The sequence below is a fragment of the Shewanella sp. T24-MNA-CIBAN-0130 genome (assembly GCF_040310185.1).
In the GTDB taxonomy this organism is placed as follows: domain Bacteria; phylum Pseudomonadota; class Gammaproteobacteria; order Enterobacterales; family Shewanellaceae; genus Shewanella; species Shewanella psychromarinicola.
Window position 1 is genome coordinate 17,862 of record NZ_JBEOPP010000010.1, and the last position, 19,700, is coordinate 37,561.

Here is a 19,700-nt window from a genome sequence, read left to right on the forward strand (position 1 = left end):
TGCATCTTGAGTCATAACCCACGCGATGATTTTTACTTAATTGATGATATTAATGAGCAGATTTAAGCCGGTTTTGATGATTGAGTCGGCAGTGATGTTGACAACGAGATAGATGCCAATATGGATGTTATTGTTGGTAACGATAATGGCAACAATATCGGCGATAATAATGATGATGAGGCCGGCAATGATTTTGGCTTAAATTATTGGGGTCTTTATTGAGATGTATTATCAGCTTGATGTTAGTATTTTTCATCAAAAGAGGCCTTTTAACATTTGGTTTTTATGTGTGTTAAGCACATTTAATGCTATTTATAATTGATTAAAGCGGATTAAGTAATCGCTTTGCGGTAAAATTGCGCGTTATTATGGAATAAAATGACGGTTTGGCCATTGAGGTCGTTAATTAGAAGGACCGGGGTAAAATGAAGGTGCTAATATTCACATTAGTTTTTGTATAGGAAAACACGTCTTTAATGATAAAAAATTTCATTTGGGAAACCTCTGGGTTTCAGCTACATTAGCGCCCTCATAACCGAGCTTTAAATCAGGTAATAACAAGAGGGTGTAGTTAGTGGATTTTATGCTTTATATTAAGTTCTTTTTAGGACTGTTAGCCATCATTAACCCTGTTGGGTTATTGCCTGTATTTGTTAGCTTAACCAGCCATCAAACTGAAGTTGAGCGCCGACATACTAATCGGGTTGCCAACTTTGCAGTGGTAGTGATTTTATTAATCACTATGATAGCGGGTCAGCATATTCTTAGTATGTTCAGTATTTCATTGTCTGCATTTCGTATTGCAGGTGGTAGCTTGATTTGTATTATTGCGATGTCGATGTTGCAAGGTAAGATCAGTGAAGTGAAACGCAACCAAGAAGAAGACCGTGAGTCTTCGGGCATGGAGTCTGTTGCTGTCGTGCCATTAGCCTTGCCACTAATGGCCGGACCCGGTGCCATTAGTGCGGTGATTGTGTTTGCGGCAGAGCACAACAATACGATGAACTTCGTTGGCATGTTTTGCACCATTATTACCTTAGGGATTTTAAGCTGGGGTTTATTTCGCATGGCGCCAGTACTGTTTAAATTACTGGGCAAAACCGGAATTAACGTCATTACCCGTCTAATGGGCCTGCTAATGCTCTCTTTAGGCATTGAAGTCATCGCGGCTGGCGTTAAAGGACTTTTCCCTACCTTAGTGGGGTAGATAAGACATAATTTGCTGAGCATTTGTGCAAACACTTGATAGTGGGGTTTTTTAGCTTGACCCGCTATCAGCATTTGCGTAAAGTACGCCTCGATTAGCAACACAGCGGGTATTGTTGTTCAATACGAATTGAACCCAAACGTGCAAACAAGTGTGTTTATGTTGTAGAGTGCAGGCTATACGCACTCAACACGAAAAAAATTAATAACTGGCTTTTACCTGATCTTTTATGGTGTGGTTAAAAGTCAGTCAAAAATTGGTGAGCTGGCTGAGTGGCTGAAGGCGCACGCCTGGAAAGTGTGTTTAGGTTTATCCCTAACGAGAGTTCGAATCTCTCGCTCACCGCCATATTATGAAAAAAGACGTCTTCGGACGTCTTTTTTCATTTGTGTTTTGAGCTAATATGCAGATATCCATAATGGCGCCTCATTTCATCGTTGTCTGCCATGCCTTTATCTAGCCTATCTTTATATCACTAGGTGTTAGCGCTTGTTAGGCGCAGCCTCTATAATGCTTTATTCTTGTTCTACTACTGAGACCCACTTTCATGCCTTTTTCGACACTTGGATTACGCGACGCGATTGTCAATGCCCTACATGAAGTGGGATACAGTCAACCAACACCTATTCAACAACAAACTATTCCGGTTATTTTAACCGGTAAAAACCTACTTGCCGCTGCGCAAACGGGTACCGGTAAAACCGCAAGTTTTGTGTTGCCAATATTAGAGCGCTTAGCCGACAGTGAAATGCAGCGTAAAAAACGTATTCGGGCGTTAATTTTAACCCCAACCCGTGAACTCGCTGTGCAAATACAAGCCAATATTGTGCAGTACGCTAAGAATTTACCATTAACATCATTTGCCATTTACGGTGGTGTTGATGAAAAGCCGCAAAAACAAGCATTAATAGATGGCGTGGATATTTTGGTGGCAACACCTGGGCGTTTGCTCGACTTATATACACAACGAGCAGTGCACTTTGATGAAGTAGAAGTGTTGGTACTGGATGAAGCCGACAGAATGCTCGACATGGGTTTCATTGAAGACATTAATAAAGTCATTGATAAACTACCTTCTGAACGCCAGAGTTTATTATTTTCCGCTACCTTATCAAACCAAGTCCGTGCACTAGCTAAAACGGCGATTAAGCGTCCGGTAGAAATTTCGGTGATTGCCGATCGTGATTCAGCGCCTAAAATTGAACAATGGCTGACCACCGTTGATAAAGACAAAAAGTCAGCTTTATTGAGCCATTTAATTAACACCGAAGCGTGGAACCAAGCGCTGATATTTATTGAAACTAAGCAAGGTGCGGCTAAATTGGTCAGCCAACTTGAAAAGCGTGATATTAGCGCTGAATGTATTCACGGTGGTCGAAGCCAACCCGTCCGGGAGCAAATTTTAGCCGATTTTAAAACCGGTAAAATTAAATACCTTGTGGCTACCGGCATTGCGGCGCGTGGTATTGATATTGATGATTTATCGCGTGTAGTTAATTATGACTTACCTTATCCAGCAGACGATTATATTCATCGTATTGGTCGTACCGGTCGTGCGGGGGCAGCGGGTGAAGCGATTTCCTTTGTGTCTAATGATGATTTTAAAAACCTGTGCATGATTGAAAGTCGGTTAGGTCATTTAATTGAACGTAAAGAAATAGCCGGCTTTGCACCCTCTAAACCCATTCCTATTTCGGTATTGAATTTTGTGCCAAAGAGTCGTCAACATAAATCGACATCAGATACCGACAGACCCACACTCAGTTTAGGCAAGTCGAAAACGGCTTCATCGGACTTAAGAAAGACTAAAACCGCTAAAGCACCGATAACGCCTAAAGGTAACAAATCCAATCCATGGAATGTGTAAGTTGATCTGGTGATAGGTTAACTCAGTTATTATTTGATTTTTGATTAAAGCGGAATGTATATTCCGCTTTTTTGGGTGCATGCTTGAGACCTTTTTAGTTTGTTGTGGACACTGCCATGTGACGAATTCCGCTTTTTAGTCTGCACTTTTTGGGTAAATGCGCTAGATTATATGTCACAAAAGATGTCAAGTTGATGCAAAAAAGTGATGGACATGATTAACTATTTCACATCGTAATAGGATAAAATTTACTTGCCCATACGCACTTAAAATAATAACAATTTAAGGATAAAAAATGAACAAAGCCTTACTTCCTTTGGTGGTTTCTTTCGCCTTAGCCGGACTGATTGGCTGTACTGATAGCCAAACTCAACAAAGTGCTACACCCAATGCGGTTACTGCTGAGGCGAGCACAACAACCGTTGCGGAAAAGTTAACCTTTAATCAATATTCACAACAGTTTATCGATGAGTTGTGGGTATTATCACCTACATGGGCGCTATACAGAGGTAAGCATGTTAACGACGGCTACTTAGAGATCCCTAATAAAGCTGGCCGCGATAAAACCTTGGCTTTCGTTAAACACCAGCAAACGGCATTGGCTCAATTTGACCCACAATCATTATCAGCTAATGAGTTAATCGATTATAGGTTACTGACCAATTTAATGGAGTCGATGCAGTGGGACATTATTCGATTTAAAGGTTGGCAGTGGGATCCGTCTAATTACAATGTTGCAGGTGGGTTTGCGCAAATCATCAATGAGGATTTTGCGCCGTTAGATGAGCGCCTAATCTCTGTGATTGCCCGTCTTGAAAATGTTCCAGCCTATTATGACGCTGCACGAAACAATATTAACGACCCAACACTTGAACATACCCAATTAGCGATTATGCAAAACCAAGGGGCATTTTCGGTATTGTCAGACGCGTTAGTTCTGCAGGTCGCTGATTCGGGTTTAAGCACAGATCAAAAAGCCTTATTTAGCCAACGTTTTGATGCGGCAATCGTAGCCATTAAACAACATATTGAGTGGTTAACAGCACTTGAAGCTAAATTAGCAGAAAATGGCGCCCGAGATTTCCGCATTGGTGAAACCTTATACGAAGAAAAATTTGCTTTCGACATTCAGTCTGGAATGACAGCGAAACAGTTGTACAACAAAGCCGTGGCTGATAAAAATCATGTTCAACAAGAAATGGCGATAATCACCGATACCATTTGGTCAAAGTACATCGATACCCCTAAACCTGCCGATGAGAGACAAGCCATTCGTCAGTTAATTGATGTGTTATCCAGCAAACATGTTAAGCGTGAAAACTTTGTTGCCGAAGTTCGTAAGCAAATTCCACAACTTATTCAATTTGTGAATGATAAACAACTGGTGACACTCGACCCAAACAAGCCGTTAATTGTCCGTGAAACGCCTGAATATATGCGCGGCTTTGCTGGTGCTTCCATCAGTGCGCCTGGACCTTATGATCAAGGCGGTAATACGTATTACAATGTGTCACCCCTTGATGATATGAGCGATGAGTCTGCAGAAAGCTATTTACGCGAATATAATCATTGGATCCTTCAAGTACTCAATATCCATGAAGCGATCCCAGGACATTACACCCAACTGGTGTTTTCAAATCAGTCTCCTAGTTTAGTGAAAAGCCTATTCGGTAATGGTGCCATGATTGAAGGATGGGCTGTGTATACCGAACGCATGATGCTGGAAGAGGGCTATGGAAACTTTGAACCTGAAATGTGGTTGATGTATTACAAGTGGAATCTACGGGTTATTTGTAACACTATTTTAGATTATAATATTCAAGTCAACGGTATGGGTGAGCAAGAGGTGCTTGACTTGCTTGAGAATGAAGCTTTCCAACAACGTGCCGAAGCTGAAGGGAAATGGCGCCGTGCCACCTTAAGCCAAGTGCAATTGACGAGCTATTACGCGGGTTATCGAGAGATTTATGATTTCCGTGAGCAACGTAAAGCGAAGCAAGGTGAAGATTTTGATTTAAAGCAGTTTCATGAACAGTTTTTAAGTTACGGTAGTGCACCCGTTAAATTCATTAAGCAGTTGATGACAGATAAATAGAGCAATGATGTTTCGCTCATTATGGTGATAAATGTCTTAAGGCCTGAAGATTCAGGCCTTTTTTGTTAATGAAAAGAATTAGAAGGCAGATTAAATCTGGTTTAGAATAAATCGATATGCTAATCTTAATAATAATCGTTATCATTAAGTGGTTAAGCATGCACAATATTCTATTCATAGAACATACCCTTTGCGGTAAAAGTGACCTAGGTCGACAACTGAGTGAACAGGGTTATAGTGTTTACTGGGTTAATAATGCCTTTGATGCATTGATCCAAATGGAGACGCTTCAGCTTGAAGCCATACTAGTCGATTTTTCGGTCCCCAAAATGAATTCCTTTTGGCTGTTAGTTGCAAGACAAACCCAACCCCCCATTATTGCATTAGCAGACAGTAGCAGCGAACTGGAGCGTATTAAAGCGTTTGAGTTAGGCGCTGATGATTACCTTGCTAAACCGATTAACATCCGCGAATTACAACTACGTCTCAATGTGCTCCATCGACGGTCCCACCCGCAGATTAATGAGCCTGTTAATGATTATATTGGCTTTGATGATACGTGCTATACCATTAATTTTGCTGAAAAGTCGTTAGTGTTAACGCAAACGGAATACCGACTGTTCAAATATTTGTTTGAGCGCCAAGGTGATGTCATCAGCAAAGCAGAATTACAGCGAAGGGTGTTGCATAAGGAACTAGGACGATTTGACCGTAATGTAGATATGCATATCAGTAATACACGGCGCAAATTAGGCAAACGGAATTTACCCCGTGAACTGATTAATACTGTTCGCGGTCAAGGGTACTGCCTTAACTTTTAAAGGTTCCCACCAATTGCCGCATTTGATAAGCTAGGGCCTATAAAATCAGGCATTATTAAGCCGATAAAATAAGTGCAAGCACATAAAGGATAACCTAATGCGGATCACAGCAAACTTTGACGGCGGCAACATTGACGTCATTAACCTCGACCAACATGACGATATACAAGTCGCCATTCGTCCCGATTTCGGTGGTGAGTTTTATCAATGGTTTAACTTTCGTTTAGAAGGCGAAGTCGGCCAGACTTATACCGTGAATATTGTTAATGCAGGTAACGCATCTTACCCAAAAGGTTGGGAAGATTATCAAGCAGTTGCTAGCTATGATCGTCAGACTTGGTTCCGATTGCCGACTCAATATGCCGATGGCAAGTTAACCATCCAAGCTGAGCTAGATTGTGAAGCGATTCAAATTGCCTACTTTGCACCTTACAGCTACGAACGTCATTTAGATTTAATCAGTGAAGTCCAATTACATCCTGCAGTCAGTCTTGAGCACCTCGGCTTAACCCTCGATGGCCGCGACATGACCTTGCTTAAAATTGGTGATGCAAACCCAGAAAAAAAGAATATTTGGATTACTGCGCGTCAACACCCAGGTGAAACCATGGCTGAGTGGTTAGTCGAAGGATTGTTAAATCAACTACTCGATAGCGATTGTCCAACCTCGAAAGCTTTATTAGACCAAGCCAATTTCTATATTGTGCCGAATATGAACCCAGATGGGAGTGCTCGCGGTCATTTACGCACCAATGCGGTTGGCACCAACCTAAATCGTGAATGGCAAACACCCAGCTTAGAGAAAAGTCCTGAGGTGTATTATGTGGTCAATAAGATGCACCAAACAGGTGTTGATTTATTTTACGATGTTCACGGTGATGAAGGTCTACCTTTTGTGTTCCTTGCCGGTTGCGAAGGCGTACCAAACTACAATGATAAAATGGCCGCATTACAGCAGCAATTTCTCAGTGCATTGACCATTGCCAGTGCTGATTTCCAAACAGAGTTTGGTTACGATAAAGATGAGCCAGGTAAAGCGAATTTAACTGTGGGTTCTAACTGGGTAGCCAATACGTTCAGTTGTTTATCCAATACGTTAGAGATGCCATTTAAAGACAATGCCAATTTAGCCGATCCTTTTGTGGGCTGGTCTCCTGAGCGCTGCGTATATTTAGGTGAAGCGTCTTTAGTGGCTATGTTAGCAGTGGTTGATCAATTATAATCTCCACAGCAGCGGTTAATATTAGCTGTAAATGATCGAACAGGTAAAGTGAATTATGGCGTTAATTGCATGCCCCAAATGTCAAAAACGTATTTCGAGTAAGGCTAAGCAATGCCAGCATTGCAAAACTGACTTGAGTGGTAATACTGAGTCTTTAACCGTTATCAGTCACATTGAGCGGTCAAACAGCTTAATGACCCACAGTTTTATTTTTTTGACATTATTTATTGCGGGGGTTGTCGTGTGGTTTTGGGGAGGAGAGCCCGCACAAGGGGTAACTTCTTATATCGCGATTGCAAGCTTTGTAGTTGGCTTTTCGGGGTATCTTGTTACCCGGGTCAGAATTGTATTACATAAACGGAAATCAGTATGAATGATATCAATAAAGTCATTGATGAAATGCCTGAAGAAGTCTACCTGCGCATGTTGTCTGCAACCGAGCTAGGTAAGTGGGATGATGGCACGGTATTAACTGAGCAACAGCGTGAGTCGACTTTACAAGTGGTGATGTTATACCAAGCGCGTAAGCTTCAGCAAACTGAACATTTTACTATCGCAGCTGGTGGTAATATTAATGAGTTATCCAAATCAGAGCTGAAAAGACAGTTTAAAGGTGATCCCATTGCCGAGTTTAAAGCCGCTGATTTATAATCCCATGCTGATTAATCGATATTAATCAAATTAAAGCATAAAAAATGCGAGCTAATTAGCCCGCATTTTTATCTTTTGTTTAGCGATTACATCGTTTCGCAATTCACAACGTTAGCTATAAAAACGTTAACTAGTCAATCGTCAGTTCACCAATTAAATTTTGCTGCATACGTTGTTTGATTTGCGCTGAGGTTAATCCAATGGACAACAAATAATGCAGTTTTGCCAATGCCGCTTCAACCGTCATATCGGCACCGCCGATCACCCCTGCTTGCGCTAACGCATTGCCAGTAGCATAGCCGGCCATATTGACTTTGCCTTGGAAACACTGGGTTAAATTCACCAATACAATCCCGCGTTCGTCAGCTTGTTTAAGGGTTTCAAGTAATTTTTTATCTTGTGGTGCATTACCGACACCAAAAGTTAATAAGATCAGTGCTTTTACTGGTTGCTGTAAAATATTATTAAAAATATCAGTTGAGATACCAGGGTAAAGCGTGACCACACCCACGGGTTGAGGGCTGATAGTGACAACCTCTAAAGGAGCGCCCGTTGGCTTAGTGATTTTACCTGCTTTAAGATTAATTTTAATTCCCGCTTCAAGTAGCATCGGGAAGTTAGGTGATGCAAATGCATCAAAGCCATCGGCATGAGCCTTAGTTGAGCGATTACCGCGAAACAACTTGTTATTAAAGAACAAACATACTTCAGCTACAGGGTAATTCGCTGCTATATACAACGAATTGAGCAGATTGGTTTGACCGTCAGATCGTAATTGTGCAAGGGGGATCTGTGAACCCGTTACGATCACCGGTTTTGATAGACCTTGCAACATAAATGATAGCGCAGAAGCGGTATAAGCCATGGTGTCTGTACCATGTAAAATCACAAAACCATCGTACTTGTCATAGTTGGCTTGAATGTCGTTCGCAATCAATTGCCAATCAGGTGGTGCCATGTTGGACGAGTCAATCAAAGGGCTGTATTCATGAATGACAAAGTGGGGCATTTCATCATGATAAAACTCGGGCATTGACTGAACGCAATCAGTCAAGAATCCTGCCACTGGCGCAAATCCATTGGCTGTTTTTTGCATCCCAATAGTACCGCCTGTATAGGCTACGTAAATCGAACGATTTGTCATAAATATAGGACTCTTATTAAACAACTATTGTAGATTATGTAAATTATACGAGTTTATTTACCGATCCCCAATAAAAAAGCCTGCTAAGCAGGCTTTTTTTGAATAATCTTCATATTGCGTTCATATAATTGATTACTAATTGATTGCTAATTGATTAGTAATTACAGTTTTCGCAATACATATAGACATGATTAGGGTCATCAAACATTGATAATGTTTCAAATGCGCCGGCCCAATGTTTAATAAATTGCTCGACGACACTGGTTTGACGGACACTATCAGGCACGTAAGCGGCACTCGCCCCCATAATTTGCTGCATAATTTGCTGTTCAGCGCTAAGCTCTTGCTCGATCACTTTAACGTCGAACTTGTCCATTTTAGCTAAATCAGCCGCTTTAGCTAACGCCAGCTCCATGTCTCCGAGCTCATCAACTAGTCCTAGCGTTAATGCACGTTTTCCCGTCCATACTCGGCCTTGAGCAATGTTGTCTACTTGCTCTAGCGTCATATGACGCTCTTTAGCCACCAGAGAAATAAACTCATGATAACCCCGTTCGATATGACGTTGTATTACGGTAGCCACTTTTGGGCTTAATTCACGAACCGGCGATAATCCAGCCCAATCAGATGTTGCAACACCATCAGAGGTGACACCAATATGATTAAGTGCTTGCTCAAATGTGGCAAACATACCAAAAATACCAATTGAACCTGTAAGGGTTGTCGGTGTTGCGACAATATAGTCGGCACTGGCTGATATCCAATACCCGCCTGATGCAGCAAGGCTACCCATGCTAACCACAACAGGTTTACCTGCCGCTTTTAGCGCTAACACTTCTTGACGGATTTGCTCTGATGCAAATGCACTACCACCAGGGCTATCAACCCTAAGTACCACAGCTTTTACTTTATCGTCAAAGCGTGCTCGCATAAGGAGTTTGGAGGTGCTTTCGCCACCAATTTGTCCAGCAGGTTGTTTACCGTTAAGGATAGTGCCTTTTGCAACAATAATGGCAATGGAATCATTTTTAACAAACTTAGGTGTCGGTGCGGTTAACGAACGGTAATTATTATAACTAATTTGTTTAAAGTTTTTACCTTCCTTATCACTGCCAACCCGTTCTATCATGGCAACACGGAACGCATCAGCAGAAACAAGCTCGTCAACCCATTTCATGTTTACCGCCATTTGGGCACTATCACCTTGCGCTTTATCCAGCTCAGCGAGGTACTCATCTGTGCCTAACACTAATTGATCTGGGCCTATTTGACGGTTGCTGGCAACAATAGTTGAGTAGCTTTGCCAAATATCGTTTAACAATACTTTACTGGCTACTTTATCTGCATCGGACATATCGTCACGAATAAAAGGTTCTACGGCAGATTTAAACGTACCCACTCGAAATACGTGAGTGGTGATTTTCAGTTTTTCCAGTGCAGATTTGTAATATAAGCGGTAACGACTCAAGCCATCTAGCGACACCATACCTTGGTTATTAAGGTAAATTTTATCTGCAAAACTGGCTAAAAAATATTGGTTTTGATCATAACCATTAGCCATGGCAATAACCGATTTATTGGCGGCTTTAAATTGCTTTAATGCGTTACCAATGGCGGTCATTTTACTGATCCCGGCATCTTGAAGATTTCCTAAATCTAATACGATACTGTTGATTCGGGCATCTTCAGTGGCGTTATTAATAGTATAAAGTAGATCCGCTAATAAAATTTCACCTTCTGGATCATTAGCTTGCCCTTGGCTAAATGCCATTTCAATGGGATCTACATAATGTTTTTGATCCACTATGATCCCAGACAAATTCAACACTAAGGCTGATTGATCTTCGATGATAATGTCATCTTCACTGTTGAGTATCGCGACGGCTATTACGGCCAACAAACCAAAAAATATAACGTTGATGATTAACTTACGGATACCATTTACTGTATTCCATAACAGTAAAAACATCCTTTTTAAAAACGAGGGTTTAGCGGACATTTGCCACTCCTTTATCAGTCTAATGTCATCATCCTAACTGAAAATCAATATAAATGTGAAATTGAATTGTAAAGGTTTTTATCAAACAATCGTTTAAATGATTGAGCAAAATTTACTGTCGGGGTATGCTGGATTAAATCACTTGTTTAAAAAGGATGTTTGAATGTCGTTTCCACACTTATTAGAACCTTTAGATCTCGGCTTTACACAGCTGAAAAACCGCGTGTTGATGGGCTCAATGCACACGGGGTTAGAAGAAGAAAAAGGCGGATTTGAGAAACTGGCAGCGTTTTATAAAGAACGTGCTCAAGGTGGCGTAGGCTTAATTGTCACTGGTGGTATTGCGCCTAATTTACGTGGACGTTTAGCACCACACGCCTGTCAATTAAGCTTTTCTTGGCAAGTGGGTAAACATAAAATTGTTACCGATGCTGTGCATGAGGCTGGCGGGAAAATTTGTATGCAAATATTGCATGCTGGCCGTTATAGCTATCATCCTTTTAGCTTAGCACCGAGCAAAGTAAAATCGCCGATCACGCCGTTTACCCCTTCAGCTATGTCTGCTCGTCAAGTACGTTCTACTGTTAAAGATTATGCAACCAGCGCCGCTTTAGCTAAAAAAGCTGGCTATGATGGCGTTGAAGTGATGGGGTCAGAAGGGTATTTGATCAACCAATTTATCAGTTCTCGCACCAATAAACGCACCGATGAATGGGGCGGAAGTTATGAGAACCGGGTTAAATTCCCAATTGAAATAGTTAACGCTATTCGTCAGAAGGTCGGCAGTGATTTTATTATTGTGTTCCGCTTATCGATGCTCGACTTAGTCGACAATGGCTCAACGTGGGACGAAGTGGTTCAGCTAGCCAAATCGCTTGAACAAGCGGGTGTTAGTATTATTAATACCGGTATTGGTTGGCATGAAGCGCGTGTACCAACGATTTCGACTAATGTGCCCCGTGGTGCATTTTCTTGGGTGACTGAAAAACTCAAAGCTGAAGTAAAGGTACCATTAATTGCCACAAACCGGATTAATACTCCAGAAATAGGCGAGGCGATTATTGCATCTGGTCAAGCTGATATGGTGTCGATGGCGCGTCCATTTTTAGCTGATGCTGACTTTGTCAATAAAGCGGCAGCTAATACGCCAGAATTGATTAACACTTGCATTGGGTGTAACCAGGCGTGTTTGGACCATACTTTTTCGATGAAACGGGCAACCTGCTTAGTGAATCCTCGAGCCTGCTATGAAACCGAAATTAATTTTACCCCCACAGCCAATAAGAAACGAATCGCTGTGATGGGTGCGGGCCCTGCAGGGATGGCTTTCTCTGTCTATGCAGCATCTCGTGGTCATGAAGTGGTACTGTTTGAAGCCAAATCTGAAGTCGGCGGTCAGTTTAACTTAGCGCGTAAAATCCCGGGTAAAGAAGAGTTTAACGAAACCATTCGTTATTTTGTCAATCAAATTAAGCTGCATAATGTTGAGTTACGCTTAAACACCAAATTAGATGCAGCGGTATTAGCGACTGAAAAATTTGATGAAATTGTCATTGCCTCTGGTGTGGTGCCACGAGCTTTGACATTACCGGGTTTCGATAACCCTAAAGTGGTCGATTATCAACAAGTATTAACTGGCCAAGTTGAAATTGGTAAAAAAGTGGCGTTAATTGGTGCTGGCGGCATAGGTTTTGATATAGCGCATTTTTTATGTGAATTAGAATCGAGTACCTTGCAACCTGATAAATGGTTAAAACAATGGGGCATTGATAAAACCTATCAGCATGCTGGCGGATTAACTGAAAAAGCCGATCATGTCCCTGGCCGTGAAGTGTATTTATTGCAACGTAAAACAACTAAAATGGGTAAAGGATTAGGTAAAACAACCGGTTGGATCCATCGCAATGTGTTAAAACAGCATCAAGTTCATATGAAAACAGGCGTCAACTACGAAAAATTCGACGAGCAAGGGCTACACATTACCATCGGCGAACAATCTGAAATTCTGGCTGTCGATAATGTGGTGTTGTGTGCAGGACAAATGTCTAACCTCAGTCTGGTTGATGAAATGAAAGCCAGTGGGTTACCTGTTCATTTAATTGGTGGGGTAGATGTTGCTGCTGAATTAGATGCTAAACGCGCAATACGCCAAGGCGCAGAGCTTGCGATGAGTATTTAAACCAGATTGGATGTGCCGTTAGAATGGCGTAATCCATTTCAGAATACGATAGCATAAACTAAAAAGCCTTCTGTTATTCAGAAGGCTTTTTTAATGTTTACATTGGCAAAGTCTAATGGCGACTAGCCTACTGACAATGACAATGACAATACTAATCTGAGCAACTGATGAGTGATCTTGTTACATCATTTGACTATCGACATGATTGAAATATTGATCACTATTTTGATAAATCCGCAGTCGCTTAGTCGCATCAATGCTTAAGGTTTTAAGGCCAATACTGCATCAATGTCTGCTGCACTGTGGCGTTCAGGTAACATTTCCCATGGTTCGCCCCATGTTGTGTTAACCATTTTGCCACGTTGCACTGCTGGGCGCGCTAATATCTCACTGGCCCAGCGCATGACATTCTTGTAGCTGGCGACGTCTAAAAACTCGGCGGCGCTGTATAAATTACCCAAGACTAAATTGCCGTACCACGGCCAAATAGCGATATCTGCAATGCTATATTCTTCACCAGCAATAAAGGTGTTTTTTGCCAGTTGCTTATCCAACACATCTAATTGGCGCTTAACTTCCATGGCAAAACGGTTTATAGGGTATTCCTGTTTTTCATCGGCATAAGCGTAAAAGTGACCAAACCCGCCACCGAGGAAAGGGGCCGAGCCTTGCGCCCAGAATAACCAGTTAAATGTTTGGGTTCTTGCTTTGCCATCTTTAGGCAGGAACTGGTCAAATTTCTCTGCTAAATGAACCAGAATTGAAGCAGATTCAAATACGTTAAGGTCTTCATCAGCTGATTTATCTAATAAGGCAGGAATTTTTGAGTTTGGATTTACATCAACAAACCCAGACGAAAACTGATCACTTTCGCCGATATTAATGAGATAAGCATCGTATTCCGCTTCTTTAATACCTAAAGCAAGCAGTTCTTCTAAAAGAATAGTCACTTTTTGTCCGTTTGGTGTGCCAAGGGAATAAAGCTGTAAAGAATGCTTACCTATTGGTAGTACTTTATTCGATCTTGCACCCGATTCTGGGCTATTGATGTTTGCCCACTTGTTACCACCATTGGTATTATTTACCCAAACGTTAGGTGGGGTGTATTCATTACTCATAAAATTTCCTCGTGGCAACCTGTCTAAGGTTACTGATACAAAGTTAAAATGCGCTTAGCACAAGATTGTTAGTGTAGCGTGTCTAGATTGATTGTATTAGCATCAACTCTTATGAGTTATGCTTTTATTTTTTAATGCAGCATCTCAGTTATTTATTGCATCGAGCTGTTCACTTAATTCAATTAAATTGGTTACGGTTAAGTCAGGTTCGATGCCCCAGGGATCAAATACTTTTTTACTGTCGCGTTGGATCCAAGCCGTTTTTAGTCCTGCCGCTTTTGCACCGATAACATCCCATGGATTACTGGACACCATCCAACAATGATGTGGTTCGGATTGTGTGCGAGTCATTAAATAATGGTAAACGGCAGGGTCAGGTTTAAAGGTGTGTATGTCGTCAACGCTGATGACGTCATGTAATTGAGGTAATACACCTGAATTTTGCATTAACGTACGAACCGCGACTTCAGGGCCATTTGAAAATGCGGCCAGGGTATGGCCTTGATTACGCAGTAGTGCGAGTCCAGGAATAACGTCTTCAAAGGCGGTTAGTTGACTAAATTTTGCCAGTAATTCCTGTTGCGCACGGGCAGATAGTGTGACATTGAAAACCGACAAGCAATATTGCAATGCCTGATGGGTACAGACACCGAAATCTTCATATTGCTGCATTAAGCCGCGGCGAAATGCATATTCGACTTTTTTATCGTGCCAGAGTTGACCAAATTCTTGTGCCTTATCGCCAATCAATTCCTGCAGATGTTGACCCATATCCACCGGATCCACTAATGTGCCATAAACATCAAATCCAATCATTTTATGCATATTCAGTGCTCCATTTGTGTGTTGAGTTAAGCGATCAAGCTCAGTGAATTTGATATACTAGTCGATAATATACACATCTCAGGCGGGTTAGCCCGCTCACAATGTGCTGCATTCCCTAAACTATAAACTAACTATATCATTCGTTCAATGGCTATCTTGAACGAACGTTCCAAATAGTTGAATTGTTAATGACCTTTGCTTTACTTTGCTGTACAGGCGTGGAATGAGAAACTTTAATGTTGAGTTAATACATTGTATTATATTGATTAAAAATTATGAAAGGTGATGTAGAATGGAATGTCCTAGTTGTCAGGCTGTATTTGCTCGAAAAGCACTTAAACAAGTACGAAAAGGCAAGCATGGTGTTGAAACACAATGCCCTAAATGTGAACAATGGCTAATGTTTGAACCTAAAATGATGATGACCAAAAATGTTGGCTTAGCCATTTTGTTGATCTTCAGTGTGGCTAACTTCTTTCTCGACAACAGTGACTATCGCTTAGTATGCTCATTTTTAGGTCTTGCGGGTGCCTGTATTGCCTTTTATGGGGTGTTTAAAAGTAAGCTAGTACCAGCGAAAGAGTGATCAATATATTTCACTATGGCCGTTATTATTCGAATGTCATCATTTATCCCATCGCTATCCCGAGTTAAGATTAAATAATGACTGACCTTGGGATAACGTTGGCCTTGATATGGTGTTTCAAACGGGTAATAAAAAGCCTGAGCTTTAGTTAAGTCAGGCTTGGTATTGTTAACGAGCCACCAGCATTATCTGATGAGACTATCGTGAGTAAACGCTTAGGTTAATACTCGTCGCTTTGTGCTTCGTTCAAGCGCTCGCGCCTTTCTTGGGCTTCTTCAAATGCGGCGTTAATTTCTTCTAAAACAGAGTCAACATCGGCTGCGGTTGTATCATCTTCAAACTCACCGGTTAATGGCGTCTCAGGTGTTAATTCACCTTGTTCATACAAAGCCCACATTTCTTTAGCATATTTGGTTATGGCTAATTCTGGAGCAAATTGTGAATAGTAGTCGGTCATATTATTCACATCACGGAATAACATAGCTTTGGCATTATTGTTTGCCGATGCATCAACTGCTTGGGGCAGATCAATGATCACCGGCCCATTCTTGTCGACCAGCACATTGAATTCGGATAAATCCCCATGGACAATGCCTGCACATAACATCCGCACAACATAGCCCATCATGATGCGATGTTGGGTTTGTGCTTGCTCTGCACTCATCTGGGTAATGTCATTTAATCGAGGGGCAACATCACCGTGGACGTTGGTGATCAACTCCATCAATAACACCCCATCAAAGCAACCATAAGGCACTGGTACTCTAATTTTAGCGGCGGCGCATTTGTATAACGCGTCCACTTCGGCATTTTGCCATGCTTTTTCTTGCTCTTCACGGCCGTATTTAGAGCCTTTTTCCATGGCTCGTCCACGACGACTATTTTTAGTTTTTCGACCTTCTTGATATTGTGCTGCTTTTTTAAAACTGCGTTTAGTGGCTTCCTTATACACTTTGGCGCAGCGGATCTCATCGCCACATAGGATCATATAGACGGTAGCTTCTTTGCCACTCATGAGTTGGCTTATCACTTCATCGACGAGACCATCGTCAACCAGTGGTTGTAATCTTATAGGCGTTTTCATAACGACTTTATACCTTAGTTGCGCGCTGGATGATATATCTAAGGGCATAATTTTTACTTGCTGATAGGTCACAGATTAAATGAGGCTTATTTGCACTAAATTTGAGCCTATACACTCTTGTCTAATGGATTAAAATGTTGTAACAAGTCACCTAAATATAGATAATTTTGATTTTTTTACCAAGTGAGACGGATCTGTTGGATATTGATCTATCGTCAATATTGGGTGCTAAATGTGGTATATTCTTTCGCATTCTTTAGCATAGTGGTATCAACGGATAAAGAAGGTTGCTGTAGATTGCATGTCCAGGCTAACGCTAGGTGTGGCGGTCAGCGTTAAATTTAATATCTGATAACCTTGTTCTTCAGTAAGGGTTAAGTTTTTATTCAGTAAGTATTCAGTGGTGGATAGGATAATCTTTGATGAATTGATTGTTATTAAAAATGTGTTTTTTGAAATTATTTTCATCGGCAACAACCCTTTATACTCAACGCTGTGGGCTTAACTGACAGCACAATAATTCAAAAGTTTGCCATAGAAATCATCGTGCGAGCTTAATTCTTCAATATTTTAATAGAGTTTTTATGAAACGGACCTTACTTCTAGCACTATTTGTTTTTTCTAATACCGCCCTTGCAGTTGAACCTTTATTTGACACCCCCCAAGACATGGAACCAACATGGATTGATAACATTTTGTCAGTTTTTGGGGCAGATGGTGAGTTCGATGACACTAAAGTCATTGATATGAGCTATTTACCAACGGCTTATTACACCCCAGAGAAAAAGTTTGGCGTGGGGTTATTAATGGTGGGGTTATATAAAACCGATAATGCGACGAGTGCAGAACAACCCTCATCACTGGTATTGAATTCATTTGCTTCTATAAATCAATCCTATGGCGTTCAAGTTGAAAATATGACTTTTTTAAACCAAGGCAAGCAGCGGTTGTTGCTTGACTTAGAACTGCATAATGAAGCGGCAGTTTATTATGGAGTAGGGATTGAACAAGGCGATCAAGATCTCAATCATCATGAGTTTAATGAACAATTGTATAGCTTTAAGCCTCGCTGGATGACCGAAATTGCCAGCCACTATTTTATTGGCGTGGGTGCTGACTTTATTTACACAAGTGCAGACAGTTTAGAATTAGTCGCAACAGAGGCACCTGTGGATTCAAATACCATTCTGCCCGATAATTTTAGTTCTGGCATTGTCGTCACCAGTATTTATGATTCAAGAGATTACCGTTTAAACGCGACAGAAGGGTGGTTATTTCAGGTTGATGCGGGATTATATCAAAATGATCAATTCGATTCGTTTTCTACTTATAATATTGAATTAGCGAACTATATAGACTTAGGTTCAACACCGGGTTTAGTCGCTTGGCAAGTTCAAGGGCATCTTACCAGTGGTGACGTACCTTGGAACTTATTACCCGATTTGGGTGGCTCTAATGCGATGCGGGGTTACATTAGAGGTCGCTACCGAGATGAGCAAATGATGATGGGGCAAGTTGAATATCGCTTACCAGTGTTCCAACGTTATGGCATGGTATTTTGGGGCGCTGTTGGTAGTGTCGCACCTAAAGTCAGTGAGCTAACCGATATGTTATTAACGGCCTACGGCACTGGATTTCGATTTAGAATTAAAGATAATATTAATTTACGTTTTGATGTCGGGGTGGGTGAAAATGAAACTAACTTCTACTTAAATGTGAATGAAGTTTTTTAAGCTAACACTATTTTTAAGGTAAGAGCAAAAAGTGAAAAGCTTTCTCTGATGATGACATTAATGGCGCAAATAAAACTTATGCTGACAAGATTTCGCAATCTCAGCATGTCGACCAAAGCTTGTGTAATGGCCACTAGAATACTGATAATAGTCGGTCTTTCAAGTGGTTTACTGCACAGTAATAGCGTATTGGCGAGTGACGTTGAGCAAAAATGTCAGCGCAGCTTTGATTATTCTATTTATCTCAGTGGATTACATATGGGAGAAATGACTCGGACTGAGAACTGGCAGGGTAAATCTGCCGTTATCACCTCAAAAAGTAAAGCCAGCATTTTAGGTATTGGCACTCAATATCAACAGCGTACCGAGTTATCGTGGTCAACTGATCGCAACGAATGGTTAACCGATAATTTTCATCAACAGGTAACTGGTTTTCGCTCTCGAGACATGCGAGTGACTTTTGACAACCATGGCCTTAAATCTCGTGTTGATATTGATGGGGACATCGATAATTATGCATCAAAGACCATACCATTAAGAGATGTGGATACTTTGGCGATTCAAATACGTGAAAACGTGCTTCGAGGTCGACAGCAATTTGCGCTAATAAGGCAAGCCTCTGATGCGATTGAACCCTATCAGTTCTACGTTAAAGACAAATTAACCGCTACCATAGCGCCCTGGGGAGAAATACAGCTTATACCGGTTGAGCAAACAGGAGCGGAAGAGGTGACTTATTTTTTTGCGCCGAGCATGAATTATCAACTGGTAAAAGCCCATTATCACGGCATGATCCTGCAAGGTATTATTGAGCTGGATAGTTATGACGATTCTTGCGATACAATGACAAACAGTTAATCTTGAACTCGGGATATAAACGGTTATCAAATAGGTTAAATAGGTCAAATATTGTCATATTGGCTTATTTATCCCATCGTTTATCCCATCGTTTATCGCGAGTTGAGATTAGTTAACAAGCGTTAGATTGTCGTTGATGACGGGAGAGTCAATTTGATTAATTCGTTAGGATTGATCCGTTAGCGATTAATGCGTCAGGGATTAAGAGTGGTTCATGGTCGCTATGGATTGATAGCGTGAATTAGGTATTAGTCATTTAACCCATTCAATAATGGTCTTCTTTTCTGCACTATCCCTCTGACGCTAACCGT

The 19,700-nt window shown here is 41.2% G+C and carries 16 protein-coding genes and 1 tRNA gene; 12 read left to right on the forward strand and 5 right to left on the reverse strand.

The window, feature by feature from the left end:
- Positions 1-583: 583 nt before the first annotated feature.
- The 8 genes from AAEZ02_RS06150 (at position 584) to AAEZ02_RS06185 (ending at position 7,863) form a co-directional block, all read left to right on the forward strand.
- A complete protein-coding gene (locus AAEZ02_RS06150) occupies positions 584-1,207 on the forward strand; it encodes a YchE family NAAT transporter (protein ID WP_283107320.1) in 624 nt (207 codons plus the stop codon).
- A 258-nt stretch (positions 1,208-1,465) separates the two neighbouring features.
- Positions 1,466-1,555: transfer RNA gene (locus tag AAEZ02_RS06155), tRNA-Ser, on the forward strand.
- A gap of 199 nt (positions 1,556-1,754) precedes the next feature.
- Positions 1,755-3,074, forward strand: coding sequence for a DEAD/DEAH box helicase (locus AAEZ02_RS06160; protein ID WP_124013075.1), 1,320 nt, complete (start codon positions 1,755-1,757; stop codon positions 3,072-3,074).
- Positions 3,075-3,369: 295 nt separating this feature from the next.
- On the forward strand, positions 3,370-5,169 hold the full coding sequence (locus AAEZ02_RS06165) for a DUF885 domain-containing protein (RefSeq protein WP_124013076.1): 1,800 nt from the start codon (positions 3,370-3,372) through the stop codon (positions 5,167-5,169).
- A gap of 158 nt (positions 5,170-5,327) precedes the next feature.
- Positions 5,328-5,990: a response regulator transcription factor gene (locus AAEZ02_RS06170; protein WP_124013077.1), complete on the forward strand. Its 663-nt coding sequence runs from the start codon at positions 5,328-5,330 to the stop codon at positions 5,988-5,990.
- Positions 5,991-6,087: 97 nt separating this feature from the next.
- On the forward strand, positions 6,088-7,212 hold the full coding sequence (locus tag AAEZ02_RS06175) for a M14 family metallopeptidase (protein ID WP_101031172.1): 1,125 nt from the start codon (positions 6,088-6,090) through the stop codon (positions 7,210-7,212).
- Between the two features lie 55 nt (positions 7,213-7,267).
- A complete protein-coding gene (locus AAEZ02_RS06180) occupies positions 7,268-7,585 on the forward strand; it encodes a zinc ribbon domain-containing protein (RefSeq protein ID WP_124013078.1) in 318 nt (105 codons plus the stop codon).
- On the forward strand, positions 7,582-7,863 hold the full coding sequence (locus AAEZ02_RS06185) for a YeaC family protein (RefSeq protein ID WP_101031176.1): 282 nt from the start codon (positions 7,582-7,584) through the stop codon (positions 7,861-7,863). The genes AAEZ02_RS06180 and AAEZ02_RS06185 overlap by 4 nt, the downstream gene beginning before the upstream one ends.
- A 130-nt stretch (positions 7,864-7,993) precedes the next feature.
- On the opposite strand, the gene ansA is transcribed toward AAEZ02_RS06185, so the two are convergent.
- Positions 7,994-9,007 (reverse strand): asparaginase, encoded by a 1,014-nt coding sequence (gene ansA / locus AAEZ02_RS06190; RefSeq protein WP_101031178.1) that lies wholly within the window; start codon positions 9,005-9,007, stop codon positions 7,994-7,996.
- 154 nt (positions 9,008-9,161) lie between these two features.
- A complete protein-coding gene (gene sppA, locus AAEZ02_RS06195; protein ID WP_351122300.1) occupies positions 9,162-11,006 on the reverse strand; it encodes a signal peptide peptidase SppA in 1,845 nt (614 codons plus the stop codon).
- A gap of 163 nt (positions 11,007-11,169) precedes the next feature.
- On the opposite strand from sppA, the gene AAEZ02_RS06200 reads away from it, so the two are divergent.
- Positions 11,170-13,185, forward strand: coding sequence for an oxidoreductase (locus AAEZ02_RS06200; protein ID WP_101031181.1), 2,016 nt, complete (start codon positions 11,170-11,172; stop codon positions 13,183-13,185).
- A gap of 260 nt (positions 13,186-13,445) precedes the next feature.
- On the opposite strand, the gene yghU is transcribed toward AAEZ02_RS06200, so the two are convergent.
- Positions 13,446-14,303, reverse strand: a complete 858-nt coding sequence (gene yghU / locus AAEZ02_RS06205) for a glutathione-dependent disulfide-bond oxidoreductase (protein WP_124013080.1) — start codon at positions 14,301-14,303, stop codon at positions 13,446-13,448.
- Positions 14,304-14,447: 144 nt separating this feature from the next.
- The gene (locus tag AAEZ02_RS06210) at positions 14,448-15,128 is read right to left on the reverse strand and encodes a haloacid dehalogenase type II (RefSeq protein ID WP_233768511.1); all 681 of its coding nucleotides are present in this window, start codon (positions 15,126-15,128) and stop codon (positions 14,448-14,450) included.
- Between the two features lie 292 nt (positions 15,129-15,420).
- Between AAEZ02_RS06210 and AAEZ02_RS06215 the strand changes: the two genes are divergently transcribed.
- Positions 15,421-15,714 carry a hypothetical protein gene (locus AAEZ02_RS06215; protein ID WP_101031187.1) on the forward strand — a complete coding sequence of 98 codons (294 nt, stop codon included), beginning with the start codon at positions 15,421-15,423 and terminating at the stop codon, positions 15,712-15,714.
- 220 nt (positions 15,715-15,934) lie between these two features.
- Here AAEZ02_RS06215 and AAEZ02_RS06220 read toward each other — a convergent pair whose 3' ends face one another.
- Positions 15,935-16,798, reverse strand: a complete 864-nt coding sequence (locus AAEZ02_RS06220; RefSeq protein WP_124013082.1) for a PA4780 family RIO1-like protein kinase — start codon at positions 16,796-16,798, stop codon at positions 15,935-15,937.
- Positions 16,799-17,382: 584 nt separating this feature from the next.
- Here AAEZ02_RS06220 and AAEZ02_RS06225 point away from each other — a divergent pair.
- On the forward strand, positions 17,383-18,531 hold the full coding sequence (locus tag AAEZ02_RS06225; protein WP_124013083.1) for a BamA/TamA family outer membrane protein: 1,149 nt from the start codon (positions 17,383-17,385) through the stop codon (positions 18,529-18,531).
- A 126-nt stretch (positions 18,532-18,657) separates the two neighbouring features.
- Positions 18,658-19,389 carry a hypothetical protein gene (locus AAEZ02_RS06230; RefSeq protein ID WP_233768512.1) on the forward strand — a complete coding sequence of 244 codons (732 nt, stop codon included), beginning with the start codon at positions 18,658-18,660 and terminating at the stop codon, positions 19,387-19,389.
- Positions 19,390-19,700: the final 311 nt, after the last annotated feature.

Coding starts and splice junctions, on each gene's coding strand:
- AAEZ02_RS06165 (WP_124013076.1), top strand. CDS start 3,370: ATGAACAAAGCCTTACTTCCTTTGGTGGTTTCTTTCGCCTTAGCCGGA.
- AAEZ02_RS06225 (WP_124013083.1), top strand. CDS start 17,383: ATGAAACGGACCTTACTTCTAGCACTATTTGTTTTTTCTAATACCGCC.
- AAEZ02_RS06180 (WP_124013078.1), top strand. CDS start 7,268: ATGGCGTTAATTGCATGCCCCAAATGTCAAAAACGTATTTCGAGTAAG.
- sppA (WP_351122300.1), bottom strand. CDS start 11,006: ATGTCCGCTAAACCCTCGTTTTTAAAAAGGATGTTTTTACTGTTATGG.
- AAEZ02_RS06200 (WP_101031181.1), top strand. CDS start 11,170: ATGTCGTTTCCACACTTATTAGAACCTTTAGATCTCGGCTTTACACAG.
- ansA (WP_101031178.1), bottom strand. CDS start 9,007: ATGACAAATCGTTCGATTTACGTAGCCTATACAGGCGGTACTATTGGG.
- AAEZ02_RS06230 (WP_233768512.1), top strand. CDS start 18,658: ATGGCCACTAGAATACTGATAATAGTCGGTCTTTCAAGTGGTTTACTG.
- yghU (WP_124013080.1), bottom strand. CDS start 14,303: ATGAGTAATGAATACACCCCACCTAACGTTTGGGTAAATAATACCAAT.
- AAEZ02_RS06220 (WP_124013082.1), bottom strand. CDS start 16,798: ATGAAAACGCCTATAAGATTACAACCACTGGTTGACGATGGTCTCGTC.
- AAEZ02_RS06175 (WP_101031172.1), top strand. CDS start 6,088: ATGCGGATCACAGCAAACTTTGACGGCGGCAACATTGACGTCATTAAC.
- AAEZ02_RS06170 (WP_124013077.1), top strand. CDS start 5,328: ATGCACAATATTCTATTCATAGAACATACCCTTTGCGGTAAAAGTGAC.
- AAEZ02_RS06215 (WP_101031187.1), top strand. CDS start 15,421: ATGGAATGTCCTAGTTGTCAGGCTGTATTTGCTCGAAAAGCACTTAAA.
- AAEZ02_RS06210 (WP_233768511.1), bottom strand. CDS start 15,128: ATGCATAAAATGATTGGATTTGATGTTTATGGCACATTAGTGGATCCG.
- AAEZ02_RS06150 (WP_283107320.1), top strand. CDS start 584: ATGCTTTATATTAAGTTCTTTTTAGGACTGTTAGCCATCATTAACCCT.
- AAEZ02_RS06185 (WP_101031176.1), top strand. CDS start 7,582: ATGAATGATATCAATAAAGTCATTGATGAAATGCCTGAAGAAGTCTAC.
- AAEZ02_RS06160 (WP_124013075.1), top strand. CDS start 1,755: ATGCCTTTTTCGACACTTGGATTACGCGACGCGATTGTCAATGCCCTA.